Annotated in this window: 22 protein-coding genes; 15 read left to right on the top strand and 7 right to left on the bottom strand. The window is 73.3% G+C overall.

The window, feature by feature from the left end; all coding sequences use genetic code 11:
* Positions 1–740 precede the first annotated feature (740 nt).
* The 3 genes from AC0AIB_RS15980 to AC0AIB_RS15970 form a co-directional block, all read right to left on the bottom strand.
* Positions 741–1,946 carry an MFS transporter gene (locus AC0AIB_RS15980; RefSeq protein WP_465096967.1) on the bottom strand — a complete coding sequence of 402 codons (1,206 nt, stop codon included), beginning with the start codon at positions 1,944–1,946 and terminating at the stop codon, positions 741–743.
* 178 nt (positions 1,947–2,124) lie between these two features.
* A complete protein-coding gene (locus tag AC0AIB_RS15975) occupies positions 2,125–2,784 on the bottom strand; it encodes a DUF3515 family protein (protein WP_465096981.1) in 660 nt (219 codons plus the stop codon).
* 51 nt (positions 2,785–2,835) lie between these two features.
* Positions 2,836–3,069, bottom strand: a complete 234-nt coding sequence (locus AC0AIB_RS15970; protein WP_067305404.1) for an Lrp/AsnC ligand binding domain-containing protein — start codon at positions 3,067–3,069, stop codon at positions 2,836–2,838.
* A gap of 120 nt (positions 3,070–3,189) precedes the next feature.
* Between AC0AIB_RS15970 and AC0AIB_RS15965 the strand changes: the two genes are divergently transcribed.
* Together AC0AIB_RS15965 and AC0AIB_RS15960 are read left to right on the top strand one after the other, a co-directional pair.
* The gene (locus AC0AIB_RS15965; RefSeq protein WP_328339177.1) at positions 3,190–4,128 is read left to right on the top strand and encodes a thiamine-phosphate kinase; all 939 of its coding nucleotides are present in this window, start codon (positions 3,190–3,192) and stop codon (positions 4,126–4,128) included.
* 22 nt (positions 4,129–4,150) lie between these two features.
* A complete protein-coding gene (locus tag AC0AIB_RS15960; protein ID WP_328339176.1) occupies positions 4,151–4,612 on the top strand; it encodes a GNAT family N-acetyltransferase in 462 nt (153 codons plus the stop codon).
* Between the two features lie 90 nt (positions 4,613–4,702).
* Here AC0AIB_RS15960 and rpmB read toward each other — a convergent pair whose 3' ends face one another.
* Positions 4,703–4,894, bottom strand: coding sequence for a 50S ribosomal protein L28 (gene rpmB / locus AC0AIB_RS15955; RefSeq protein WP_007456456.1), 192 nt, complete (start codon positions 4,892–4,894; stop codon positions 4,703–4,705).
* 248 nt (positions 4,895–5,142) lie between these two features.
* On the opposite strand from rpmB, the gene AC0AIB_RS15950 reads away from it, so the two are divergent.
* Both AC0AIB_RS15950 and recG read left to right on the top strand, forming a co-directional pair.
* On the top strand, positions 5,143–6,789 hold the full coding sequence (locus AC0AIB_RS15950) for a DAK2 domain-containing protein (protein WP_328339174.1): 1,647 nt from the start codon (positions 5,143–5,145) through the stop codon (positions 6,787–6,789).
* The gene (gene recG, locus AC0AIB_RS15945; protein ID WP_328339172.1) at positions 6,786–8,990 is read left to right on the top strand and encodes an ATP-dependent DNA helicase RecG; all 2,205 of its coding nucleotides are present in this window, start codon (positions 6,786–6,788) and stop codon (positions 8,988–8,990) included. Before AC0AIB_RS15950 ends, recG begins: the two co-directional genes overlap by 4 nt.
* A gap of 1,247 nt (positions 8,991–10,237) precedes the next feature.
* Here the strand turns inward: recG and AC0AIB_RS15940 are convergent.
* A complete protein-coding gene (locus AC0AIB_RS15940; RefSeq protein ID WP_465096966.1) occupies positions 10,238–11,527 on the bottom strand; it encodes a cell wall anchor protein in 1,290 nt (429 codons plus the stop codon).
* 298 nt (positions 11,528–11,825) lie between these two features.
* Between AC0AIB_RS15940 and rsmD the strand changes: the two genes are divergently transcribed.
* The 8 genes from rsmD to mutM all read left to right on the top strand — a co-directional run bounded on the left by rsmD (position 11,826) and on the right by mutM (position 17,174).
* A complete protein-coding gene (gene rsmD, locus AC0AIB_RS15935) occupies positions 11,826–12,389 on the top strand; it encodes a 16S rRNA (guanine(966)-N(2))-methyltransferase RsmD (protein WP_328339168.1) in 564 nt (187 codons plus the stop codon).
* On the top strand, positions 12,386–12,871 hold the full coding sequence (coaD, locus tag AC0AIB_RS15930; protein ID WP_328339166.1) for a pantetheine-phosphate adenylyltransferase: 486 nt from the start codon (positions 12,386–12,388) through the stop codon (positions 12,869–12,871). The genes rsmD and coaD overlap by 4 nt, the downstream gene beginning before the upstream one ends.
* A gap of 144 nt (positions 12,872–13,015) precedes the next feature.
* The gene (locus tag AC0AIB_RS15925) at positions 13,016–13,513 is read left to right on the top strand and encodes an SPFH domain-containing protein (RefSeq protein WP_328339164.1); all 498 of its coding nucleotides are present in this window, start codon (positions 13,016–13,018) and stop codon (positions 13,511–13,513) included.
* A gap of 110 nt (positions 13,514–13,623) precedes the next feature.
* Positions 13,624–14,187 (top strand): YceD family protein, encoded by a 564-nt coding sequence (locus AC0AIB_RS15920; protein ID WP_328339162.1) that lies wholly within the window; start codon positions 13,624–13,626, stop codon positions 14,185–14,187.
* 5 nt (positions 14,188–14,192) lie between these two features.
* A complete protein-coding gene (rpmF, locus tag AC0AIB_RS15915; RefSeq protein WP_088646032.1) occupies positions 14,193–14,366 on the top strand; it encodes a 50S ribosomal protein L32 in 174 nt (57 codons plus the stop codon).
* A 108-nt stretch (positions 14,367–14,474) separates the two neighbouring features.
* Complete coding sequence (locus AC0AIB_RS15910; protein ID WP_465096965.1) at positions 14,475–15,515, top strand: phosphate acyltransferase PlsX; 1,041 nt, start codon at positions 14,475–14,477, stop codon at positions 15,513–15,515.
* The gene (gene rnc, locus AC0AIB_RS15905) at positions 15,512–16,324 is read left to right on the top strand and encodes a ribonuclease III (RefSeq protein WP_328339155.1); all 813 of its coding nucleotides are present in this window, start codon (positions 15,512–15,514) and stop codon (positions 16,322–16,324) included. The genes AC0AIB_RS15910 and rnc overlap by 4 nt, the downstream gene beginning before the upstream one ends.
* Positions 16,317–17,174, top strand: a complete 858-nt coding sequence (gene mutM / locus AC0AIB_RS15900) for a bifunctional DNA-formamidopyrimidine glycosylase/DNA-(apurinic or apyrimidinic site) lyase (RefSeq protein WP_328339153.1) — start codon at positions 16,317–16,319, stop codon at positions 17,172–17,174. Before rnc ends, mutM begins: the two co-directional genes overlap by 8 nt.
* On the opposite strand, the gene AC0AIB_RS15895 is transcribed toward mutM, so the two are convergent.
* Positions 17,164–18,093, bottom strand: a complete 930-nt coding sequence (locus tag AC0AIB_RS15895; protein WP_465096964.1) for an endo alpha-1,4 polygalactosaminidase — start codon at positions 18,091–18,093, stop codon at positions 17,164–17,166. The genes mutM and AC0AIB_RS15895 overlap by 11 nt on opposite strands.
* Positions 18,094–18,204: 111 nt before the next feature.
* A complete protein-coding gene (locus AC0AIB_RS15890; protein ID WP_465096963.1) occupies positions 18,205–19,569 on the bottom strand; it encodes a CAP domain-containing protein in 1,365 nt (454 codons plus the stop codon).
* A 375-nt stretch (positions 19,570–19,944) separates the two neighbouring features.
* Between AC0AIB_RS15890 and AC0AIB_RS15885 the strand changes: the two genes are divergently transcribed.
* The 3 genes from AC0AIB_RS15885 to AC0AIB_RS15875 all read left to right on the top strand — a co-directional run bounded on the left by AC0AIB_RS15885 (position 19,945) and on the right by AC0AIB_RS15875 (position 24,688).
* The gene (locus AC0AIB_RS15885; protein ID WP_067305353.1) at positions 19,945–20,139 is read left to right on the top strand and encodes a hypothetical protein; all 195 of its coding nucleotides are present in this window, start codon (positions 19,945–19,947) and stop codon (positions 20,137–20,139) included.
* A gap of 323 nt (positions 20,140–20,462) precedes the next feature.
* Positions 20,463–24,071 carry a chromosome segregation protein SMC gene (gene smc / locus AC0AIB_RS15880; RefSeq protein ID WP_465096962.1) on the top strand — a complete coding sequence of 1,203 codons (3,609 nt, stop codon included), beginning with the start codon at positions 20,463–20,465 and terminating at the stop codon, positions 24,069–24,071.
* A complete protein-coding gene (locus AC0AIB_RS15875; RefSeq protein WP_328339145.1) occupies positions 24,071–24,688 on the top strand; it encodes an HAD family hydrolase in 618 nt (205 codons plus the stop codon). The genes smc and AC0AIB_RS15875 overlap by 1 nt, the downstream gene beginning before the upstream one ends.
* The last annotated feature ends 45 nt before the right edge of the window (positions 24,689–24,733 follow it).

Genomic DNA, 24,733 nt, shown 5'->3' with positions numbered 1-24,733 from the left:
GTGACGGCGACTTCCGGTAACGTCTTTTTCGGGGATCGTGAAGTCGGGTCACGTCGGTCTCAGGCACGCTGACGTGCTCTTTTCCGGGAGCACCGAAACATGGCATTCACGTTCGCTTCACAGGGCTGTAGCCGGCGTCGTCCAGAATGTGGTCGGCGATCGGGGTCGGTCGCCCGGGCGCATCGGCCATTCGCTTCGGGTCGGGCAATTGACGTGGGGCAGGTGTGACCGATCAGCCCATGCTGGCCCGCTGATCAGCCGATTGCCGGGCCATCCCTTCGGTCGATCGGGCCGGTGTCGGCCGGCCCGAGGGCTCCGAGGCGGGGCCTACCCGCCGTTTCCGCAGCCAGTGCCCTTGCCGACCCCGGTGGTCGGGCGTCCTGCGTGCCTTTGTGGGGCAATCTCTCGATCGACCGTAGATAGCGGAGAACACCGTTTTCGTTGAGCTTCACGGCCGAGGACGGTCGAACGACCCGTTCGGAAATGGCGAATACCCCAGCGGAGACCGCCGAGTCGGCGAGTGCCGCCGCCTGCTGTTCCCAGCTTCAGGAGTTGCCCAATTCCCACCCGTTGGAACCTGTCCTGATTCGCCGATCAGGACCGCTTGATGAAATCGCTGCAAGCGGACCCGATCGGCGGCTGGGGACTTCTGCGGACGGCAAAATGCAGAATTGGATGTGCACGACCGCCGCCGACTTACCGACCGAACGACCCGGCAAACCCGAACCGGGCCGCCGAAATCACCGCCCGGTCGGCGGTGGCCGCAGGTCGGGTGTCGTGGCCAGCAGAATTGTCGACCCGGCCGCGAAGACGGCCGCACCGACGAGGACCAGGCCCGGTGACGCGTACGCCAGCGACCACCCGAACACCGCGCCGGCCACCACCGGCACCAGGGTTTCGGCGGCGGCCCCGATCCCGGTCAGCGCCCCCTGCACCGTGCCCTGCTCGTCGGGCCGGACCATGCCTGAGAGCCACGACTGTGCGGCGGCACCACCGACCGCGGCGAGCACGCCGACCGCCTGGAGCAGGTGGAGCAGCCAGGGCACCGTCACGAACGCCGTACCCGCCAGCGCGGCCACCCCGAGCAGGCCGCCGACCACCGCGGCCCGCTTGTCCCCGAGTCGGCGCACGATCGGCCCGACGGCCCTGGCCTGGAAGAGCGCCCCGGCGAGCGCCCCCGCCGCGAGCACGGTGCCGACCCGCGCGGTGCCCCAGGCGAACTGGTGGGTGAGGAAGAACGTCCAGGTCGACTGGTGAGTCATCCGGGCGACGTCGGCGCAGAACCGGGCGTACGCGAGCCGCCCGAGCACCGGTCGACGCAGGACGGCGGCGATGGCGGCGACCGGGTTCGCCGTCCGCAGGGTCAACGGGGTGGACCGGTCACCGGGCCGCGACTCGGGCAGCACGAACCAGCCGTACCCGACGTTGGCGAAGGACAGCGCGGCGGCGGCGAGGAACGGCAGGCGTACGTCGACGCTGCCGAGCAGGCCGCCGACGGTCGGGCCGGCGACGAAGCCGAGCCCGAACGCGGCACCCACCGACCCGTACGCACGGGCCCGCGCCTCGGGTGCCGTGACGTCCGCGAGGTACGCGTTGACCACTGTGTACGTGCCCGCGCAGGCACCGGCGAGGGCGTGGAACAGCAGCAGCGTCCACGGGCTGGGAGAGACCGCGTGGGCCAGCCAGTCGACGCCGAGGCAGGTGAGCGAGACGAGCAGGACCGGCCGCCGGCCGTACCTGTCGGAGAGCCGGCCGAGCAGCGGCGAGACGACGAACTGCAACAGGCCGTAGACCGAGCCGAGCAGCCCGGACCAGCGGACAGCGGCGGCGGGATCCTCGGTGACGGAGCTCAGCAGGGCCGGCATGATCGGCACGACCAGGCCGAGCCCGAGCATGTCCAGGAAGACGGTGACGAGGAGGAAGGAGAGGGCGGGTGCCCGGCGCATTGCGGCTCCTGGGTGGTGAGGGGGCAGGGCCCCCTCGCCACCCACGGTCAGCCGCAGGTACGGAGGATCAGATTATCGGTGCCGTCAAACGACTTTCGGGCCGTCACGTCGCCGTCACGCCGGTCCGGGCGGCCGGTCCGCACGCGGACGCGGTTCGGGCGGCCGGGGCGGGACGCCGTCAGCCGCGGCAGCCCGCCGGGCTCTCGCCGCCGGACGGCACGGAGGCGACCACCGCGTCGGAGATCGGGGTGATCCACTGCAACGGCCCCTCGTACGCCCGGGGCACCGTAACGGTGACCGCGGTCTCCCGGTCGAGCGTCGTGAGCACTGTGGCGTCCGACCGCTCGGCGGCATACCAGCAGACCCGGTTGACGATCCACAGGTCGGCGGTGGCGTCCACGGTCGGCTCGGGGCCGCCGCAGGCGACTGTCAGCGCCGGGTCACCGTAGGCGGCGTTCTGCTCCGCGCCGGCGGTCACCGGGCGCTGGGCGAGCTCCCGGACGGTCGCCGGCAACTGCGACACCAGCGCCCGGCACACCACACCGGGTCGCTCGGCCAGCGCCGGGGCGGCCATCTCGACCGGGGTGACGGACTGGGGACGGAGACTGGTCAGCGACGGGCTCGGCGCGGCGGCCGGCGTGTCCGGGGACAGCCTGTCGAAGGTGAAAGCCGCCACGGCCACCGTCACCGGGACGGCGACCAGGGCGGCGAACAACGCGGCCCGCCGGGTCGACCGGTCCCAACCGGCCCGCCGGCCGTCGGCGGCAGACCGGTCGGTCACCTGGTCGGTCGACGGGGCGGCGTCGGGTGCCCCGGTCGCCGGGTCGGCGGTGGCCACGGAGTCGGTCGCGGTCTGCGGGGTCGCTGGGGAGGGAGTCTTCTCGTCCACTTACAGGCGCACCACCGAACACGTGAGGGTGCGGGTGATGCCGGGCACCATCTGCACGTTGCTGACGATGAGTTTGCCGAGCTCGTCGACCGTGTTCGCCTCGGTGAGGACGACCACGTCGTACGGCCCGGTGACGGCGTCGACGCGTACCACGCCGGTAAGGTCCGCGATCAGACCGGCCACGTCCCGCGCCCGGCCCACCTCGGTCTGGATGAGGATGTACGCCTGTACCACGCTCGACCTCCGTCCGTCGCCGCCCAGGGCGGCCCGAAGGGTGAAAATACCCTACGGAGCAGGGGTGATCCCTATCGGTGGTCGAGCCGAAGCAGCTAGCGAGCTTGTCGGAAGGAAGACATGGGTGTCGCGGACGTCGGCGAGTTCGGCCTCATCGACCGGGTCACCGCCCGGCTGACCTACGGATCGTCCTGCCTGCTCGGGCCGGGCGACGACGCCGCCGTGGTGGCCGCCCCCGACCGGCGGGTGGTCGCCTCCACCGACGTGCTGGTCGAGGGGCGGCACTTCCGGCGGGACTGGTCGAGCGCGCGGGACGTCGGGCACCGGGCGGCGGCGGCCAACCTCGCCGACATCGCCGCGATGGGCGCCACCCCCACCGCCCTGCTGGTCGCCCTCTGCATCCCCGCCGACCTGGACACCGCCTGGGTGGAGGAGTTGGCCGACGGGCTGGCCGCCGAGGCGGCGCTTGTCGAGGCGGGGGTGGTCGGCGGGGACATGTCCGCCAGCGCGACCCTGACCATCGCGGTGACCGCCCTCGGCGACCTGGGCGGCCGGCCACCTGTGGTCCGCTCCGGTGCCCGCCCGGGTGACGTGGTGGCGCTCGCCGGGCGCACCGGCTGGGCCGCCGCCGGGCTGACCGTGCTCTCCCGGGGCTTCCGGACCCCGCGCCTGCTGGTCGAGGCGTACCGGCGACCGGAGGTGCCCTATCCGGCCGGGCCGGAGGCCGCCCGGCTCGGTGCCACCGCCATGATCGACGTCTCGGACGGGTTGCTCGCCGATCTGGGGCACCTGGCGAAGGCCAGCGGCGTCGGCGTGGACCTGCGCCGGGACGCCTTCGAGCTGCCCCGGCAGATGCGCGACGCCGCCCAGGCGCTCGGCGTCGACCCGTACACCTGGATTCTGGCCGGTGGCGACGACCATGCCCTGGTCGCCACCTTTCCCCAGGCGGTGGCCCTGCCGCAGTCGTGGCGGGTGGTGGGCCGGGTGGCCGAGGGCGCCGGGGTGACCGTCGACGGTGACGCGTACGACGGACCGGCCGGCTGGGACCACTTCCGGTAAGGGGCGGTCGTACCCTTCACCCGTGAGTGAGATCGAGATCCGCCCGCTCGGCTTCGACGCGCCGGTGGCGCAGACGCTGATCCGGGCGACCCTGGCCGACCTGGGCGTCCGGTACGGAGGCAACGGCGACGAGACCCCCGTCGACCCGACCGAGTTCGCGCCGCCGCACGGCGACTTCCTCGTCGCCCGCCTCGACGGCGAGCCGGTGGGCTGCGCGGGGTGGCGCAGTCACGGCGACGACGACGCCGAGTTGAAGCGGATGTACACCGCCCCGGCCGTCCGGGGGCGCGGGGTGGCCCGCGCGGTGCTGACCGCCGTCGAGGACTCGGCCCGCCGGCACGGACGCAAGCGGATCATCCTGGAGTGCGGTGACCGGCAGCCCGAGGCGATCGCCCTGTACACCTCGGCGGGATACGAGCGGATCCCCAACTTCGGCTACTACGCCGACGCCCCCGGCTGCCTGTCGTTCGGCCGGGTGCTCTGACCGCCGCCGGACACGGGCACACGACGATACCGGCGGGCCGTCGTGGCCCGCCGGTATCGTCGAAGCTGAAGCGGTGGAGGTGCTACCGGGTCAGGCGCGGGTGACCTTGCCGGCCTTGATGCACGAGGTGCAGACCTGGAGCTTCTTGGTGTTGCCACCACCGGCCGGGGTACGCACCGACTGGATGTTCGGGTTCCAGCGGCGGTTGGTCCGCCGGTGCGAGTGGGACACGTTGTGGCCGAAGCCCGGTCCCTTGCCACAGACGTCGCACACGCTAGCCACGGGATACTCCTGAGATTGATACGTTCATGAGGTCGCCGGCAGGCGCTGCCCGGACAACCTGGCCAGGTTACCCGATGGACCCCGGGCCGGCCCAACCGGCCCGTCCCGGCCCGCCGTAGCCGCTTGCGGTGTGCGCCCGGTCACCGTCCCGGGTGCCTCCGCCGGCCGGCGCGCGTCTCCGCCGACCGGCGCGGGGACACGCCGGGCGACCCCGGCGGGTGTCGGTCGCCGCCAGTAGGCTTCTGGCCGTGCTGGACACCCTCGACGACGCCGCGGTACGCCGCTGGTGCGCGAGCGGCCTCGCGGTCCTGCGTCGGCACCAGGGCGAGATCGACGACCTCAACGTCTACCCCGTCCCCGACGGGGACACCGGCACCAACCTCGTGCTCACCCTCACCTCGGCCCAGCAGGCGCTGGCGATGGACCTCGGCACCCTGCCGGAGGACGGCAACACCGCGCACGGGCACGCGTTGCGGCTGATGGCCCGGGGAGCGCTGCTCGGCGCCCGGGGCAACTCCGGGGTGATCCTCTCGCAGATCCTGCGCGGCCTCGCCGACGCCCTCGGCGTCGTACCCGCAGTCGCCGGCCGGGCGCTGGCTGCCGCGTTGCGCGACGCCACCACCGCCGCCTACGCCGCGGTGGCCCGGCCGGTCGAGGGCACGGTGCTCAGCGTGGTCGCCGCCGCCGCGACCGCCGCCGAGCAGGCCGACAGCGACGACCTGCGCACGGTGACCCGGGCCGCCGCCGGTGAGGCCGCCCGCGCGTTGGCCCGTACCCCCGAGCAGTTGCCCGCGCTGGCCCGCGCCGGCGTGGTCGACGCCGGCGGCCGGGGGCTCTGCCTGCTGCTCGACGCGCTGGTCGAGGTGGTCACGGGGGAGATCCCACCCCGGCCGACGCCGGTGACCCGCACGGTCCGCCCGCCGCTGACCGCCGTCCGGGAGACCGGCTCCACCGAGTACGCCTACGAGGTGCAGTTCCTCCTCGACGCCCCGCACGAGGCGGTGACCCGGATGCGCGCCGAACTGGCCACGCTTGGCGACTCGCTGGTGGTGGTCGGGGACGGCGGCTCACCCGCCGAGTCCACCACCTGGAACGTCCACGTCCACGTCAATGACGTCGGGGCGGCGGTCGAGGCCGGGGTGGTCGCCGGCCGGCCGTACCGGATCTCGGTGACCCGGTTCGCCGAGCACCACGCGCCGGCCGAGCAGGCTGCGCCGGCCCCCGCGCCCGGTCCCACCGCCGCCGACGGGCGGGCGGCCGTGGTGGTCGCGGCCGGCGACGGCATCGCCGAGCTGTTCGGTGCCGAGGGGGCGACAGTGGTGCCGGGCAACCCGTCCACCGGTGAGCTGCTGGACGCGATCCGGGCCACCGCCGCCGCCCGGGTGGTGGTGCTCCCCAACGACCCGAACACCCAGGCCGTGGCGAGCGCCGCCGCCAGGGAGGCGCACCGGCTCGGAGTGAAGGTGAGCGTGGTGCCGACCCGTTCGCCGGTGCAGGCGCTCGCCGCCCTCGCCGTCCGGGACCCGCAGCGCCGGTTCGAAGACGACGTCATCGCGATGGCCGAGGCCGCCGGCGCCTGCCGGTACGCCGAGGTGTGCCACGCCAGCCGGGAGGCGCTGACCGTCGCCGGCCCGTGCCGCCCCGGTGACGTGCTGGCCCTGGTCGAGGGCGAGGTCCACCTGATCGGCAGCGACCTGGTCGACACCTGCGCGGCCATGGTCGACCGGATGCTCGGCGGCGGCGGCGAGCTGGTCACCCTGCTCACCGGCGCGGACGCCCCGACCGGTCTCGTCGAGGCGGTCCGGGAGCACGTGAGCCGGCGCTGGCCCTTCGTCGAGGTGCAGGCGTACCCGGGTGGGCAACCGTACTATCCGCTCCTGGTGGGGGTCGAATGACGACGGCCGAACCGGCCACGGTGGACACCGCGCTCAAGAAGCTGGTCGGGGAGAAGACCGCCAAGGCGCTCGCCGGCCACCTCGACCTGCACACCGCCGGTGACCTGATGTACCACTTCCCACGCCGCTACGACGAGCGCGGCGAGCACACCGACATCCGCTCGCTGGACGTCGGAGAGCAGGTCACCGTGCTGGCCCAGGTGCAACGCACGGCGGTACGACCGATGCGGCAGCGTCGGGGCAACCTGCTGGAGGTGACCGTCGGTGACAACTCCGGCGGGACGCTGACCCTGACCTTCTTCGGCAGCCAGGCGTGGCGGGAGCGGGAGCTTCGGCCCGGCCGGTGGGGGCTGTTCGCCGGCAAGGTCACCGAGTTCCGGGGCAGACGGCAGCTCAACGGCCCGGAGTACGTCCTGCTCGGCGAAGGGGGCGAGGGTGAGGTGGCGGCCTCCGAGGAGGTCGAGGAGTTCGCCGGGGCGCTGATTCCGGTCTACCCGGCCGCAGCGGCCGTGCCGACCTGGGTTATCGCCCGCTGCGTCCGGGTGGTGCTGGACACCGTCACCCCGCCGGACGATCCGCTGCCGACGGAGCTGCGGGTCGGCCGGAAACTGGTCGGCATCGGCACCGCGCTACGCGAGATCCACCGACCGTCCAGCAAGGAGGAGCTCTACCGGGCCCGCCGCCGACTCAAGTGGGACGAGGCGTTCGCCGTACAGCTGACCCTGGTGCAGCGCAAGCTGCGGGCGGCGTCCTGGCCGGCGAGGCCGCGCCCGGCGAAGGCGGGCGGCCTGCTCGACGCGTTCGACGCCCGGCTGCCCTACGAGCTGACCTCCGGCCAGCGGGACGTCGCCGTCGAGATCGCCGCCGACCTGGCCGAGCCGCACCCGATGCACCGGCTGTTGCAGGGTGAGGTCGGTTCCGGCAAGACGGTGGTGGCCCTGCGGGCGATGCTCCAGGTGGTCGACGCGGGCGGCCAGGCGGCGCTGCTCGCCCCGACCGAGGTGCTCGCCGCCCAGCACCACCGGGGCATGCTCGACCTGCTCGGCCCGCTTGCCCAGGCCGGTGAGCTGGGCGCGGCCGACGACGCGACCCGGGTGGAGCTGGTCACCGGCTCGCTGGGCGCGGCGGCCCGCCGCCGGGCCCTCGCGGAGGTCGCCGAGGGGCGGGCCGGCATCGTGCTCGGCACCCACGCCCTGCTCTACGAGGGGGTCGACTTCGCCGACCTGGGCCTGGTGGTGGTCGACGAGCAGCACCGCTTCGGCGTGGAGCAGCGCGACGCCCTGCGGTCCAAGGCCGACCAGCCGCCGCACGTGCTGGTGATGACGGCCACCCCGATCCCGCGCACGGTGGCGATGACCGTCTACGGCGACCTGGAGACGTCCACCCTGTCCCAGTTGCCGCAGGGACGGTCCCCGATCGCCTCGCACGTGGTACCGGCGGCCGAGAAGCCGGCCTTCCTGGACCGGGCCTGGCGGCGGGTGCGCGAGGAGGTCGACGCCGGCCACCAGGCGTACGTGGTCTGTCCGCGGATCGGTGAGGGGCCGGCAGTCGAGGAGGAGCCGCCCCGGGAGGACGACAACGGGCGGCGGCCGCCGCTGGCGGTGACCGAGGTGGCGCCGCTGCTCGCCGAGGGGCCGCTGCACGGGCTGCGGATCGGCGTCCTGCACGGCCGGCTGCCCGCCGACGAGAAGGACGCGGTGATGCGCTCCTTCGCCGACGGCAAGCTGGACGTGCTGGTCGCCACCACTGTGGTGGAGGTCGGCGTCAACGTGCCCAACGCCACCGTGATGATCGTGCTGGACGCCGACCGGTTCGGTGTCTCGCAGCTGCACCAGCTCCGTGGCCGGGTCGGTCGGGGCTCGGCACCCGGGCTCTGCCTGCTGGTGAGCGAGGCGGCCGAGGGTTCGTCGGCGCGCGAGCGGTTGGACGCGGTCGCCTCCACCACCGACGGGTTCAAGCTGGCCGAGCTGGATCTGGAACAGCGCAGGGAGGGCGACGTGCTGGGGGCGACCCAGTCCGGCCACCGCTCGCACCTGCGGTTGCTGTCCCTGCTCCGCGACGCCGACCTGATCCGCGACGCCCGCGCCGAGGCGCTCACCCTGGTCGAGGAGGACCCGGAGCTGACGCGTCACCCGGCGCTGGCGGCCTCGGTCGCCGCCCTGGTCGACGAGGAGCGCGCGGAGTACCTGGAGAAGGGCTGACCCACCCCCCGCCCCGCCGTGCCCGTGCCGTGGTCTGCGTCGCCCGTGGTCTGCGTCGCCCGTGGTCTGCGCTGCTCCTTTTGGGCGGCGAGCTGCTCGGCGACGCTCTGTGCGGCGGGGTGCTTCCCTGCGTTGCCGGGTTCTGCTCCGGGCTGCTCGACCATGCTCCGGGGCGGTCCGGTCCCGCTCGCGCCGTGTGACAACCTGCACAGTTAGTGAATGGCAATCGCTGCCCTGCTCAGGGCGGGTTAGCCGGTCGAAGCACATCGTTACTGAGGGCAGCGACGCTTGGTACATCCGCGTCCTTTGGAGCTGATGACGTTAACGGATCACACACCACCCACCACTACAACACCGTTGCGTTAACGCCGTGGGCGGCTGGTCAACCCGGGACAGGAAGTGCCCGATCGGGGAGCGGGGTGGGCCCGCTTGGCGATCATGGAGTTGTGGTGCCGACTTTGGGGGTTTACGGGCGTTCTGTTGCCCACCACAACTCCATGATCGGCGAGGCAGCGGTGGTTGACGAACAGCCGTTCCCCCTAACGCAACGGTGTTGCCCACCACTAGCGCGGCCCGGCCCGGCCCGGCCCGGCCCGGCTCGGCTCGGTCCGGCTCGGTCCGGCTCGGTCCGGCTTGGCTTGGTTCGGCCTGGCCGGCCTGGCCTGGCTTGGCTCGGCTCGATTTAGCTCGGCTCGGCCCGTTCTGGCTCGGTCGGGTATGGGCCTTCGATCTAGTCCCGCCTGTTGGTCCTGTTCGGTTCGGTGGTCCGGTGGTCCGGAGGGTGACTCGTTAACGTCATCAGCTCTACAGGACACCGACGGGGTAACGGTGCCCCCGGTGGGGGCCGGTGATGGCCGGAGCGGCTGTAGGCGTCGGCGACCGCGTCGGCAATCGGATCGGCAATCGGATCGGCAAGGAACGCTGTCCCTGCGCGACGACCAGCAGCGGCACCAGCACCAGCACGGCCACCATCGGATCGGCAATCGAATTGGCTCGGCTCGGTTCGGTTCGGCTTCGGACAGTGCCGGAGGTGGTGCGTCGGGGATCCCGCAGCACCGGGCAATGACGCCCGACCCACCGACGTGCCAGAAGCGACCCCTGGCTCTCGACACCCCACCGTCCGGCGGGGCGACGTCTCTCATCCACCGTCCGGCGGGGCGACGGCTGCGGGGCCACACGACGCAGGCGCGTGCCGACCGGGTAGTCGGCACGCGCCTACGTCGTGGTACGGGTCAGGCGTGTTGCGGTCAGACGGTGAAGCGGATCCGTCGGCGTCGGGCGACGAAGAAGAGCACCACGCCGGCTGCCAGCAGGGTGGCAGCGCCGGCCGCGATGGCACCGGCCGCCGCGCCGGTCACCGGGAGGCCGCCGTCCTGGTCGCCCCCGCCGCTGCCGCCGCCCGTGGACGGGCAGTCCTTCGGCTGCTCCCACTTGAGCGGGCCGCCGGAGTCGAGGTCGCCGGTGACGGTGACGGTGAGGCCCTTGTTGGCCGGGAAGCTGACCGTGCCGGTCCGGCCGGGCTCGACGGTCAGCTTCTTCGGCTCACCCTTGTTGGGGGTGAAGACGGAGGTCAGCGGGGCGCCGTCCTCCGGGTTGCTGATCCGGAAGATCATCTTGTCGCAGTCGGATTCGTAGCTGGCGTCAGGCGTGCCCACCTCGGGCTGCTGGCAGTCCGCCGGCTTCTGCCAGCCGCCGGTGAAGTCCTTCATGCCCGGGGCGGCCACGGTGATCTCCTGCGCCTCCCCGGCGCTGAGCTTCCGGGTCTCGATCTTGCGAAGCGGGACGGTCACCTTCTCGGTGAAGCCACCACTGCCGGTGATGGTGAACGTCGCCTCGGCGTTGCCGCTGCGGTTGACCAGGGTCAGCTCGACGTTGCCGTCGCAGTCGGACTCGGCGATCACCTCGGGCGCCGCCGAGCAGGTGCCCGAGCCGCCGTTGTACCAGGCGCGCGGGCCGGTGGAGCGGGCGCCGATGCCGGACGGGCTGCCGACCTTGCGGTCGCCGTACCGGTCGCTGGTGTCGGTCAGCGGGTCGATCAGCTTGCTGCCGAAGACGAAGTCGACCTGGGTGTAGCAGTTCGGCACCTCGACGGCGAAGTCGAGGGTGGCCACCCCCAGCTCACCCGGGGCCACCCCGGTGAACTTCTTGATCGACTTGTCGAGCACGTACTGCGGCACGGCGAACTTCGCCGACGGCGTCACGTACGACACCAGGGCGAGTTCCTGCTCCTCGCCCCGGCAGAGAGGGCCGTTGGTCAGGGTGATCGAGGCCTTGCCCGCTGGGCCGTCGAAGGTGTGCGTGTAGCGCGCGTCGGCGGCGGCGACGCAGGACGGCGCGGTCGGCTCGTCCGACGGGGTGGTGGCCGTCGCGCTCGGTGTGGCCGTGGCCGTGGCCGTCGGGGTGGCCGTGGCCGTCGGGGACGGCGAGGCCGGGCTGGCACTCGCCGGAGCGGTGCAGGCAAGGACCGTGGCCAGGCCAGCCAGGGCGGCGGCGGTCACGGCGAGCGGTCGCCGGAGCGACAGCTGGGGACGGATCACGCGTACTCCCGGGGTGAAGATGCGTCAGGGGTGCGGCGGGGGGTGGCGTTGCCAGGTCGCGGTGCGCGTGCGGAGCGCCGCGACGGCGCCTCCCGGCGCCCCGGCCGGCGGAGCGGCACCGGCACCGGGCAGACCCTAGTGGGCTCGCCGATCCGGGCACAGCGCACAGCTGGCACCGAAGAGCTTGTTATGTATTTGAGATCATTCATGTACAGGAAGTGATCACTTGAACACGAAGGTGAATGGATCGGACGGTCCGCCCGTCGCGTAGCGTCACAGACATGGACAGGGGGAGACCATGACCCGGATCGTGGCCGGCACGCTCGGTGGCCGGCGGATCGCCGCACCCGCCGGCGCCGGCACCCGACCCACCTCCGACCGGGTGCGGGAGGCGCTCTTCAGCGCCGTCGCCACCGAGGTGGACCTGGTCGGCGCGCGCTTCGCCGACCTGTACGCCGGCTCCGGCGCGGTCGGGCTGGAGGCGTTGTCCCGGGGTGCCGGGCACGTGTTGCTCGTCGAGTCCGATCCCCGGGCCGCCCGGGTGATCCGGGAGAACGTCGCCGTGCTCCGCGCCGCCCCGGCCGCCCGGCTGGTGGCCGGCAAGGTGGCCGCGGTACTCACGGCAGGTCCCGGCGGCGAGCCGTACGACGTGGTCTTCGCCGACCCCCCCTACGCGGTGCCGGACGACGAGATCACCGCGCTGCTGGCCGCCCTGGTCGACCACGCCTGGCTCGCCCCCGACGCGCTGGTGGTGGTCGAACGGTCCACCCGCGGTGGACCGTTGGAATGGGTGCGGGGCATCACCGCCGACCGCAGCCGGCGTTACGGCGAGACCACTCTTTGGTACGGTCGCCGATCATGAGACGTGCGGTGTGTCCCGGCTCGTTCGACCCGGTCACCAACGGACACCTCGACATCGTCGGACGGGCCAGTCGGCTCTTCGACGAGGTGATCGTGGGCGTGCTGGTGAACCAGTCCAAGAGCGGCCTGTTCACCGTCGAGGAGCGGATCGACATGCTCCGCGAGGTGACCTCCTCATACGGCAACGTGCGGGTCGAGTCCTTCCGTGGCCTGCTCGTCGACTTCTGCCGGGCGCAGGAGGCGAGCGTGCTGATCAAGGGCCTGCGGGCGGTCAGCGACTTCGACTACGAGCTGCAGATGGCCCAGATGAACATCGGCCTGGCCGGCGTGGAGACGCTGTTCATGCCGACCAACCCGCTCTACTCGTTCCTCTCCTCCAGCCTGGTGAAGGACGTGGCCAAGTGGGGTGGCGACGTCTCCTCCCACGTCCCCGAGACCGTCCGACAGGCGCTTGCGGCCCGGCTCACCGTCCCCCGTCCCTGACCGTCGTCCGGCAGCGGGCGGCGCGTCGGGCCGGGGTGGTGGCGGCGGTGGTGGCCGGGGCACGACATCATGTGGTGCAGCGCCGAAGCCGGGCGCAGGCCGCATCATGTAGGTCGGCCGACGAACGACAGGAGTGAGGTACCGGTGGACCCGCTCGATCGCATCGACGAACTGATCGCCATGGTGGAGCAGGCGCGCTCCGTCCCGATGTCGCGCAACAACTGCATGGTCGACCGGGGCGAGATGATCGCCGCCCTCGACGAGATGCGCGCCGATCTCCCCGCCGACCTGCGCCGTGCCGCCGCCCTCCTGGAGGAGCGGGACAAGATCATGGACGCCGGCAAGCGGGAGGCCGACCGGATCATCAGCGAGGGTGAGGCGGAACACGCCCGACTGGTGTCGGTGAACGAGATCACGGTCTCCGCCGAGCACGAGGGGGCGCGGATCATCGCCGAGGCCCGCGCCGAGGCGCAGCGGCTGCGTGACGAGGTCGACGACTACGTCGACACCGCGCTGGCGAACTTCGAGCAGTTCCTCACCCGGGCGCTGGCGTCGATCGAGCGCGGGCGGGACAAGATGCACGCGCTGCGGGAGATCGGCACCTTCGGTGGGGACGAGGCGGAACGCCCGCTACCCTTCTGAGCGGCACCTCATCGCACCGACGGACTGGTCGGGCGTCGCCCCCGGTTCGACGATCCGGCGGTCGCCCAGGTAACCTTTTTTGTCGGCCTCTCACCGGCCGGAGTCTGACTATGCCCAAACACTCGCCTTCATCACTCAACCCCAAGGCGCCGCTGGTCCTCGACACGAGGGATCTGCCGCGTCGCCCTGGTGCGTTGCGTACGCTTCGGCGGGTCGTGCCGGCACCGGCGGACCTCGGCGTGGAGTTGATCGGCGTGCCGGCGGGCGCGGACCTCGACCTCGACCTGAGGTTGGAGTCGGTGTCCGAGGGCGTGCTCGTCTCCGGGACCGTCACCGGTCCCGTCCAGGGCGAGTGCGGCCGTTGCCTGCGCGCGATCGACTACTCGGTGGCCGTGAACGTCCAGGAGCTGTACGCGTACGAGAACAGCACCACGGACATCACGACCGACGAGGACGAGGTGGGCCGGATGCAGGACGATCTGATCGACCTGGAGCCGGCGCTGCGGGACGCGGTGGTGCTCACGCTGCCGACCAACCCGCTCTGCCGGGAGGACTGCCCAGGGCTGTGCCCCGAATGCGGGGTGCACTGGGACGATCTGCCGGCCGATCACAGCCACCAGCAGATCGACCCGCGTTGGGCGAGCCTGTCGCAACTGAACCGTACAGAGGAGTAGGAACCGTGGCCGTCCCGAAGCGCAAGATGTCGCGCAGCAACACCCGGTCCCGCCGGGCGAACTGGAAGGCGGCTGTGGTCGCGACCGTGGCCTGCCCGCAGTGCAAGTCCCCCAAGCTGCCGCACGCGGCGTGCTCCGTATGCGGCACGTACAACGGCCGCCAGGTTCTCGAGGTCTGACCTGGACGCCGAGTGACACCCCCGACCACGGGTCGGGTGGCGCGCGCACCCAGACGATCGCCCGGTGCCCCGGCTCCGTCCGACGCCGACCGGCCTGCTCCGGCCGGCGTGGCGACGGAGCCGGGCACCGCGCGGATCGCCGTTGACCTCCTCGGCGGGGACGATGCTCCCGCCGTCGTGGTTGACGGCGCTCTGCGGGCGGTGCGCGCCGACCCGGACCTGCACCTGCTGCTCGTCGGCCCGACCGAGGTCGCGGCCGGGGTGGTCGACGCCCTGACCCCGGCGCAACGGACCCGGATCACGATCCGCGCGACCCGTACCGCCGCCGGGTCGGCCGACCACGCCCCCCGTGCCGACAGCACCGTGCGCGCGGCGGTCTTCGCCGTCCGTGACGGCGCTGCCGACGCGCTCGTCTCCGCCGGGTCCACCGGCGCCACCGTCTCCGCCGCCGCCCTCGGCTTCGGCCGCTGGGCCGACGTGCGCCGACCCGCGCTGGTGGCGACCCTCCCGGCCGTCTCCGGCCCGGTGATCCTGCTCGACGTCGGTGGCTCGCTGGAACCCCGACCTGCCACCCTGGTCCGCCACGCCGCGCTGGGTGCGGCCTTCGCCGCCGTCGCGCACGCCATCGACGCGCCCCGGGTCGGCCTGCTCTCGGTGGGCACCGAGGCCGGCAAGGGGGACCGCCCGCGCCGGACCGCCGACCCGCTGCTCGCCGCCGCACCGCTGCCCTGCGATGCCCGCTACGTCGGCCTGGTCGAGGGGTACGACGTGACGCTGGGCGTCCACGCCGACGTGGTGGTCACCGACGGCTTCACCGGTAACGTCCTGCTCAAGGCCATCGAGGGGGCTTACGCGATGGCCGGGGGACCGCCCGCAAGCGGTGGCGCCCCACGGGCGGCGGCCCTGCTCGGGGTGGCCGGCACCGTGGTGGTCTGCCACGGCGCGGCGACCCCGGACGACGTCGCCTCCGGTATCGCCCTGGCCGCCCACCTGTGGCGTCGCCGGGCCACCGACCGGGTCCGGGAACAGCTCGCCGCCCTCCCGGCCGACGACGGCACCGACCAGGAGCGCGGGGACGCGCCGGCCCGGCCCGCCGGTCACCCGACCGGGTATCCCGTAGTCGTGAACGAAGCAGAGGTAGGGACATGACCAACGACAAGCGGCGGCGTTCGCCCGTCAGCCATCTGGAGGGGGCGTTCGGGGTGACACTCGACGCCGAGCTGTTGGAGCGGGCGCTGACCCACCGGTCGTACGCGTACGAGAACGGCGGGCTGCCCACCAACGAGCGGCTGGAGTTCCTCGGCGACTCGGTGCTCGGCGTGGTGATCACCACGGCGCTGTTCCGCAACCACCCGGACCTGCCCGAGGGGCAACTGGCGAAGCTGCGGGCCAGCGTGGTCAACATGCGCGCCCTGGCCGACGTGGCCCGGGGGCTAGGCCCGGACGGGCTCGGTGCCTACCTGCTCCTCGGCAAGGGGGAGGAGACCACCGGCGGGCGGGACAAGGCGAGCATCCTCGCCGACACCCTGGAGGCGCTGCTCGGCGCGATCTACCTCCAGTACGGGCTGGACACCGCGGCGATCGTCGTCCACCGGCTCTTCGACCCGCTGATGGCCGAGTCGGCGGGCCGGGGCGCCGCACTGGACTGGAAGACCAGCCTCCAGGAGCTGACCGCCGCGCTGGGCCTGGGGGTGCCCGAGTACCGGATCGAGGGCACCGGCCCGGACCACCTGAAGACCTTCACCGCCTGGGTGGTGGTGGCCGGCAACCGTTACGGCGGGTCCGAGGGGCGCAGCAAGAAGGAGGCCGAGCAGCGGGCCGCCGAGGCGGCCTGGCGGGAACTCACCGCGCAGGCCGAGCGGGACCGGTCCGACGCCGTGTCATCCGACGCTGAGCAGCCCGACGGCGTGCAGCCGATGGTGGACGAGGCCGCCGAGGTGGGGTCGGGCCGTGCCTGAGCTGCCCGAGGTCGAGACGGTACGGCAGGGGCTGGCCCAGTGGGTCACCGGCCGGCGGATCGCGACGGTGGAGGTACGTCACCCCCGGGCCGTCCGGCGGCACCTCCCCGGTGCGGCGCACTTCGCCGACGTGCTGGCCGGTCGGACGGTGACCGACGTACGACGGCGGGGCAAGTACCTGTGGCTGCCACTGGACAGCGGTGACGCCCTCGTCGGCCACCTGGGCATGTCGGGGCAGCTGCTGCTCCAGCCGGCCGAGGCGGCCGACGAGCTGCACCTGCGGGTCCGGTTCCGGTTCGCCGACGACGGTCCGCAGCTGCGCTTCGTCGACCAGCGGACGTTCGGCGGGCTCGCGGTCAGCGAGGGCGGGGCCGAGCTGCCCGCCGAGATCGCGCACATCGCCCGCGACCCGATGGACCCGGAGTTCTCCGACGCCGGGTTCGTCGCCGCGCTGCGCCGCCGGCGTACGGAGGTCAAGCGCGCCCTGCTGGACCAGACGCTGCTCTCCGGGGTGGGCAACATCTACGCCGACGAGGCGCTGTGGCGGGCCGGGCTGCACGGTGCCCGGCCGACCGACGCGGTGACCGCCCCCGCTGCGGGTCGGCTGCTCGGGCACGTGCGGGACGTCCTCGGCGAGGCGATCAAGCAGGGCGGCACCAGCTTCGACGACCTGTACGTCGACGTCAACGGGGAGAGCGGCTACTTCGACAGGTCGTTGAACGTCTACGGCCGGGAGGGCGAGCCCTGCCGCCGCTGCGGTGCGCCGATCCGCCGGGAGGCGTTCATGAACCGGTCGTCGTACAGTTGCCCCCGCTGTCAGCCCCGCCCCCGGGGTGCCCTCAGGGGGTGACCCGGAGCCGGTTCGGGGTCGCCCCGGCGGCCGGCTGCCCTGGGGTGGGGCAGGGCTCGCGCCAGGCGTCCAGGGTGCGGTTCTTGCGGATCGAGGCGAAGCCGTAGCCGATCGTGGTCACGCAGAAACGGGCCGGGTCACCGGCGTACTCGACCTGGAAGACCGGCTTGTGCGCGTCGGCGAAGGGGAGCAGCTTGGCGCAGCGGCGCAGCCGGACGCACTCCTCGTCGACCGCGAAGTCGAAGTCCGGCGCGAGCGCGGCCACCTGACCGACGTCACCGACCAGGCCGGGGGAGAGGCCCAGCCCCCGGGCCAGCCCGGCCGTCAGCCGGTTGAACGCCAACTGGTCGTCGAAGTCGAGCGGGAAGCCGGACCGGTGGGCGTACCCGTCGGCGTCGACGAGGGCCACCGCGCCGAACCCCTTGCCCCGGCAGAGCCGGAACCGGTCGGCGAGGACGGGACGCAGCAGGTCCCACCGCCGGACGTCCACCCAACGGCTCCCGGGCCGCCCGGCCGCACCGCCGCCGACCGCCGCCGGGTAGCGGTCGGCGTCCGGATCGGTCCCGGCGTACGTCCCGACGGGGACGTGGCAGACCAGTCGCCGGTCGCGCCGGCGCAGCGCCCCGGTCTCGGCGCTGCTCACCCGGACCGGGTCGAGGAGGAACACGTCGGCCTCGACGGTGGTGTCGACCGGCCCGGTGAGCTGCCACTGCCACCGCCACTGCGGGGCGGCGGCGGGCGGCCAGGGGGTCGGTGCGCCGGGCGGCCCGAGGTCGGGACGGCAGGCGTACACCGGGGTCAGCAGGGCGAGTGCCACGGCGGCCGGCAGCATCCGGCGGGCCGGCTGCCGGTGTGGTGACCGGGCGGACGCGGCAGGCGACCCGCCGCGCGTCGCGGACGCTGGCAGCCGGATCCGCATCGGCAGCTCCCGGGTCCCGTGCGGTGCCCGCCGCACTCCTCACCCGGTCAAACGAACGCCCTCCGGTGACGACGCGGTCACGTCGTCACCGGAGGGCGTGGCCGTCCCCGGTCAGCGCGGGGCGGCGAAGTCCTGCGTCCAGTACGGCCCGTTGCTGCTGGCCACGCCGACGCCGATCTCGGTGAACGCGCAGTTGAGGATGTTGGCCCGGTGCCCGGAGCTGTTCATCCAGGCGGCCATCACCGCGGCCGGGGTCTGCTGGTTCCAGGCGACGTTCTCGCCGTAGGTGCGCCAGGTGTAGCCGGCCCGGTCCAGCCGCTGGCCGGCGTTGCTGCCGTCGCTGCCGGTGTGCGTCATGCTCTCGTGGTCGGCCTGGTCCTGGCTGTGCCGTTGGGCGGCGAGGGTCAGCTTGTCGTCCACCGTGACGGCGGCGCAGCCGGCCTTGGCCCGCTCGGCGTTGACCAGGTCGACGACCTGCTGGGTCTGGCTGCCACCGCCGCCGCTCACCGCGGCCCGGGTGGTGGTCGCCGCGGTGGGGATGGCGCCACCCCTGGTGGTCTGCCGGGAGGCCGCCTGGGTCCGGCTCGGGGTGGGGGTCGGCGTGGCGGTCCGGCTCGGCGACGGGCTCGGGGACACCGTCGACGGGCTCGGTGACGCGCTGGGGGAGGCCGGGGCGGCGGTGGTGGCGCTCGGCGCGGCGTCCGGGATGACCGGCGCGGTGGCCACCGGCTCGTCGAGGGCGGCCCGGTCGGCGGGCCCGTCGTCGTCGGGCAGCAGCAGGGCGCCGATACCCAGGCTCACCACCAGGGTAGCCGCGGCGGCGGCCCCACCGATGAGCAACGGGCGCTTCGACCGGCGGCGCGACCGGGTGCGGTCGGTCGCCACCGGACGCCCGCCGACCGGCACGACCGCCGGGGTGAGCGCGGTGGCGTCCCGGTCGAGGTCGGCGGGCACCGGCACGGCGGCGGCCCGGTACGCCTGCGGCCCGGCCTGTTCGTCCTGCCACGACCCGGTCTGTTCGTCCTGCCACGACCCGGTCTGTTCGTCCTGCCACGACCCGGTCTGTTCGCCCTGCCATGATCCGGTCTGCCCACCGGTCCACTGCCCGGTCGGCTCGTCCCGCCACTGGTCGGTCGGCCCGGCCGACCACTGGCCAGCCTGCTCGTGGCGCCACTGCCCGGTCGGTTCCGTCGGGTGCTGGCCGCGCGGGACATCGGCCCAGGGCTCCCCGGGCGACGCGGAGGGGGTCGGACCGGCCGGGTCGACCCAACGGTCCGGCGTGTCCTCGAAGTGCCGGGCGGAGGCGTCGACCGCACCGGAGTCCGGCTGCGCCGGCCCGTCCTGCACCGGCCCGTCACCGAAGAGGTACGCCGAGCGGGGCTCGGGGCGGTCGGTCAGCCAGGCCGGGTCGTCCGCCGACGGCTGCGGCCGTCGGTATGCGGCGTCCGGGTCGTTCGGATCGGTCCAGCCGTACACGCCTGTCGCCTCCACGGGTCGGTTGCGGGCCGGGGTGACGCTACGGCGGCGACGACAACAGCGGCAACGTGGCTAAGGAAGAGTTAAGGCGGGACAGGCGTCCAGGGTCACCGTACCCGTTTCCGAAGGCGTAGAGTCAAGAAGTCCGGACAGAGAGTGTCCGAGCCTTGCGGCCCCCGGTGTAAGTGGTCAGGGTAGGCGTGGAGATGATCTACGGCCTGCGAGAACTTGACGAACGGCGGGTTATCGCTCAATATATAGGTGTCGCCAGTCGCGCCCAGCCACGCCCGGATCTCAGTGGCCTGGTAGTAGTCGCGAACACGAAATGGGCGCGCGTTGGCCGGCTTTTCCGGCAGCGCATATCAAGGAGTCAGCATGGCGAAGGCCCTCTACGGCCACGTAGGTGCAGCGCCCGACCGGCGTCTGCTCGACGAGGTCACCCGACTGCGTTCCAGGGTGCAGGCCCTGGAGTTCGAGATCACGCGCCTGCGCGCCGACAACGATCGGCTCGCGGCGGCTGCGGCGGAGGTGGACGACCTCCTCCGGCTGGCCGAGCCGGCGCTCACCTGATCTTCGGATCCGCAGAAAACTGAACAGCACCACCGCGAAAAAGCGCGCCGTCACTTCTGTGCCGGCGCGCAGTGCTGTCTCCGACATAATTCCCGATCGCCAATTCGCGATCTTGGCGCCCGATGTGGCACGGCACACCTGATCATTTCCCGACGGAAGGGGCGCACCGGCCGGCCCCACCGGCGCGGGCGGGGACGCGCGGGCACCGCGGAGCCGGGGCGGGTCGCGTGCCGGCCACCACGTACCGACGGGTTAGTCTGCGGGTTCACCAGGTCCGCGCAGCCCGCGACGCCTGCGGTGGTCACCGGACGAGGATCGAGAAGGTGCATCTCAAGAGCCTGACGGTGAAGGGGTTCAAGTCCTTCGCCTCCGCCACGACGTTGAAGCTGGAGCCGGGGATCACCTGCGTGGTCGGCCCGAACGGCTCCGGCAAGTCCAACGTCGTCGACGCCATCGCCTGGGTGCTGGGCGAGCAGGGCGCCAAGGCGCTGCGGGGCGGCAAGATGGAGGACGTCATCTTCGCCGGCACCGCAGGGCGGGCGCCGCTGGGTCGGGCCGAGGTCACCCTCACCATCGACAACACCGACGGCGCGCTGCCGATCGAGTACACCGAGGTCTCCATCACCCGCCGGATGTTCCGCTCCGGCGAGAGCGAGTACGAGATCAACGGCGACTCCTGCCGGCTGCTCGACATCCAGGAGCTGCTCAGCGACTCCGGCATCGGCCGGGAGATGCACATCATCGTCGGTCAGGGTCGGCTCGACGGCATGCTGCACGCCAAGCCGGAGGACCGCCGCTCGTTCATCGAGGAGGCGGCCGGCGTCCTCAAGCACCGCAAGCGCAAGGAGAAGGCGCTGCGGAAGCTCGATGCGATGCAGGTCAACCTCAACCGGTTGACCGACCTCACCGCCGAGCTGCGCCGCCAGCTCAAGCCGCTGGGCCGGCAGGCCGAGGTGGCCCGCCGGGCCGCCGCCATCCAGGCCAACCTGCGCGACGCCCGGCTCCGGCTGCTCGCCGACGACCTGCACACCCTGCGGGCCACCCTGGACAAGGAGATCGCCGACGAGACGGCGCTGCGGGAGCGACGCGAGCAGATCGAGGGCGAGCACGCCGAGGTCCAGGGCCGCCTCGGCGAGCTGGAGGCGGCGCTCGCCGAGGACGCGCCGCTGCTCGCCGCCGCCCAGGACACCTGGTACAAGCTCTCCGCGCTCTCCGAACGGTTCCGCTCGGTGGAGCAGCTGGCCCGGGAACGGCTGCGCCACCTCAGCGCCACCGGCGACGACGAGCGCCCCGGCCGTGACCCCGACCAGTTGGACGCCGAGTCGCTACGGGTCCGCGAGCAGGAGGAGGAGCTGCGCGCGGCGCTCACCGACGACCAGATCCGGCTCGCCGAGGCGGTCGAGCACCGGCAGGAGCTGGAACGCCAGCTCGCCGCCGCCGAACGGGAACTGGTCGCCGCAGCCAAGGCGATCGCCGACCGGCGCGAGGGGCTGGCCCGGCTGACCGGTCAGGTGAACTCGGCGCAGGCCCGCACCACAAGCGCCGGTGAGGAGATCGACCGGCTCGCCGCCGCGCACGCCGACGCCCTGGCCCGCGCCGACCAGGCCCAGGCCGAGCTGGACACGGTCGCCGAGCAGTCCACCGAGGCCGACCGGGACAACGCCGAACTCGACGACCGGCACGCCGAGGCGGTGGCCGTCCACGAGCGCGCGCAGGCCACCGTCCGGGCGCTGACCGACACCGAGCGGGCCGCCGAGAAGGACGCCGCGACCTGGAAGGCCCGCGAGGAGGCGCTCGCCCTGGGCCTGCGCCGCAAGGACGGTGCCGGGGCGCTGCTGGCCCGCGCCGACGAGGTGCCCGGCCTGCTCGGCAGCCTGGCCGGGCTGCTCACCGTCGCCGCCGGCCACGAGGCGGCGCTCGCCGCCGCGCTCGGCGGGCTCGCCGACGCGGTCGCGGTCAGCGGGGTAGACGAGGCCGTCGAGGCGATGCGGCTGCTGAAGATCTCCGACGCCGGGCGGGCCGGCCTGCTGGTCGGCAGTCCCGCCGGCCCCGGCATGACCGGTCCCGCCGACGCGCTGCGCCCCCGGCTGCCGCAGACCGCCCGGTGGGCGCCCGACCTGGTGGAGTGCGCCCCGGAGCTGCGTCCTGCGGTGCACCGGGCACTACGCGACGTGGCGCTCGTCGACGACCTCACCGCCGCCGCCGAGCTGGTCGCCGGCAACCCGGAGCTGCGCGCGGTCACCCCGGACGGCGACGTGGTCGGGGCGTACGCGGCGGCCGGCGGGTCGGCCAAGGCGGCCAGCTTCATCGAGGTGCAGGCCGCCGTGGAGGAGGCCCGGACCAACCGGCTCACCGCCGAGCAGACCGGTGCCGAGCTGCGTGAGCAGCTCGTCGACGCGCGTGCCGAGGTGGCCGCCGCGAAGGAGGCGGTGCAGCACGCCGCCGCCGCGAAACGGGAGGCGGAGAGCCACCGCAACGCCGCCGCCCGGCGGCTGGCCGAGCTGGGCGCGGCGGCCCGGTCGGCGAAGGCGGAGACCGAGCGGCTCGGCGAGAGCCGTTCCCGCGCCGAGGCGGCCCGGGAACGGGACCTGGCAGCCCTCGCCGAGCTGGCGGAACGGCTGCGGCTCGCCGAGGACACCCCGATCGACGCGGAACCCTCCACCGAGGAACGGGACCAGCTCGCCGCGATGGTGCCCCGGGCCCGGCAGAACGAGATGGAGGTCCGGCTCGCGGTGCGTACCGCGGAGGAGCGGGTCGCCTCGATCGCCGGCCGGGCCGACTCGCTGGCCCGGCAGGCCACCGCCGAGCGGGCGGCCCGGGAGCGGGCGGCGGCCCGGCGGGCGGCGCGGACCCGGGGCGCGGCGATCGCCCGCGCCGTGGTCGGCGGCGCCCGCGAGGCGCTGACCCGGCTCGGCACCTCCATCGCGCGTGCCGAGGAACACCGCGACGCGATCGCCCGCGAACGCGCCGCCCGGGAGGCCGAACTCCAGGAGGTACGCGGCGCGGCGAAGCGGCTCGGCGCGGAGCTGGAGCGGTTGACCAGCCAGGTGCACCGGGACGAGGTGGCCCGCGCCGAGCAACGGCTGCGCATCGAACAGTTGGAGGCCAAGGCCGCCGAGGACTTCGGCCTGGACGTGGAGACCCTGGTCGCCGAGTACGGCCCGGCGCAGCCCGTCCCGCCGACCCCGGTGGACGTCGCGGCGGCCGAACGCGACGGCCTGCCGGTGCCCGAGCCGGTCCGCTACGAGCGGCCGGTGCAGGAGAAACGGGCCGCCAAGGCGGAACGGGAGCTGGCCCTGCTCGGCAAGGTCAACCCGCTCGCGCTGGAGGAGTTCGCCGCCCTGGAGGAGCGCTTCAAGTTCCTCTCGGAGCAGTTGGAGGACCTCAAGGCCACCCGGCGTGACCTGCTCACCGTGGTCAAGGACGTCGACGAGCGGATCCTGGAGGTCTTCGCCAGCGCGTTCGAGGACACCGCCCGCGAGTTCGAGCAGGTCTTCACCGTGCTCTTCCCCGGCGGCGAGGGCAGGTTGATCCTCACCGAACCCGACGACCTGCTCGCCACCGGCGTGGAGGTGGAGGCCCGGCCGCCCGGCAAGAAGATCAAACGGCTGTCGCTGCTCTCCGGTGGCGAGCGGTCGCTGACCGCGGTGGCGATGCTGGTGGCGATCTTCCGGGCCCGGCCCAGCCCGTTCTACATCATGGACGAGGTGGAGGCGGCCCTCGACGACGTGAACCTGGGTCGGTTGATCACCCTGCTGGCCCAGCTGCGGGAGAAGAGCCAGCTGATCGTCATCACCCACCAGAAACGGACCATGGAGATCGCCGACGCGCTCTACGGCGTCACCATGCGCAACGGCGTCACCCAGGTGATCAGCCAACGGCTCAACCGGACCGACGACGAACGGTCCGACCGAACTGAGGAGAATCAGTAGTGGCACGGGAACGGCCGACGGCACTCCTGCTCGACTTCGACGGCGTGCTGCGGCACTGGGACCCGGCGGTGGCCGCCGGCATCGAGCGGGAGTACGGCCTCTCCGCCGGGGTGCTCGGCGAGATCGCCATGCACTGGGGGCGGCTCCAACCGGTGCTGACCGGCCAGGTCAGCCACGCCGACTGGGTGTCCAGCGTGGCCGACGCGCTGACCGAGTCGGTCGGCCCGGACCGGGCGCGGGCGGCGGTGGAGCAGTGGCAGCGCTACCGGGGCGAGGTCGACGCCGACGTGCTGGCCTTCGTCCGCGAGGCGCGGGCCGCCGGGATCCGGGTCGGGCTCGGCACCAACGCCACCGACCTGCTCGACACCGACCTCGCCGAGCTGGGCCTGGTCGGCGAGCTGGACGTGGTGGTCAACTCCTCGGTCGTCGGGGTGCACAAGCCGGCCAAGGAGTATTTCCAGGCGGCCTGCGCGGCGTTGGTGACCCCACCGGCCCGGGTGCTCTTCGTCGACGACGAGGACTGGGCGATCCGGGGTGCCCGGGCGGCGGGGCTGTCGGCGTACCGGTGGAGCGGGCCGGAGGGGCTGCGCTACCTGCGGGCGGCGCTGGCCTACTGACCCGGCGCCCGGTGGGCCGGCCGGGGTGGCGGTGCCCGCCGGGCG

It is taken from the genome of Micromonospora sp. DSM 43699, from assembly GCF_055517075.1.
Note: the sequence above shows the minus strand (reverse complement) of the source record. Positions and strands in the feature narration are given on the sequence as shown.

What these genes read in the sequence shown, in the direction of transcription:
- AC0AIB_RS15965 (WP_328339177.1), top strand. Translation starts at nt 3,190, where the DNA reads ATGGGTGTCGCGGACGTCGGCGAGTTCGGCCTCATCGACCGGGTCACC.
- rsmD (WP_328339168.1), top strand. Translation starts at nt 11,826, where the DNA reads ATGACCCGGATCGTGGCCGGCACGCTCGGTGGCCGGCGGATCGCCGCA.
- AC0AIB_RS15920 (WP_328339162.1), top strand. Translation starts at nt 13,624, where the DNA reads ATGCCCAAACACTCGCCTTCATCACTCAACCCCAAGGCGCCGCTGGTC.
- coaD (WP_328339166.1), top strand. Translation starts at nt 12,386, where the DNA reads ATGAGACGTGCGGTGTGTCCCGGCTCGTTCGACCCGGTCACCAACGGA.
- rnc (WP_328339155.1), top strand. Translation starts at nt 15,512, where the DNA reads ATGACCAACGACAAGCGGCGGCGTTCGCCCGTCAGCCATCTGGAGGGG.
- AC0AIB_RS15980 (WP_465096967.1), bottom strand. Translation starts at nt 1,946, where the DNA reads ATGCGCCGGGCACCCGCCCTCTCCTTCCTCCTCGTCACCGTCTTCCTG.
- AC0AIB_RS15885 (WP_067305353.1), top strand. Translation starts at nt 19,945, where the DNA reads ATGGCGAAGGCCCTCTACGGCCACGTAGGTGCAGCGCCCGACCGGCGT.
- AC0AIB_RS15895 (WP_465096964.1), bottom strand. Translation starts at nt 18,093, where the DNA reads ATGCGGATCCGGCTGCCAGCGTCCGCGACGCGCGGCGGGTCGCCTGCC.
- recG (WP_328339172.1), top strand. Translation starts at nt 6,786, where the DNA reads ATGACGACGGCCGAACCGGCCACGGTGGACACCGCGCTCAAGAAGCTG.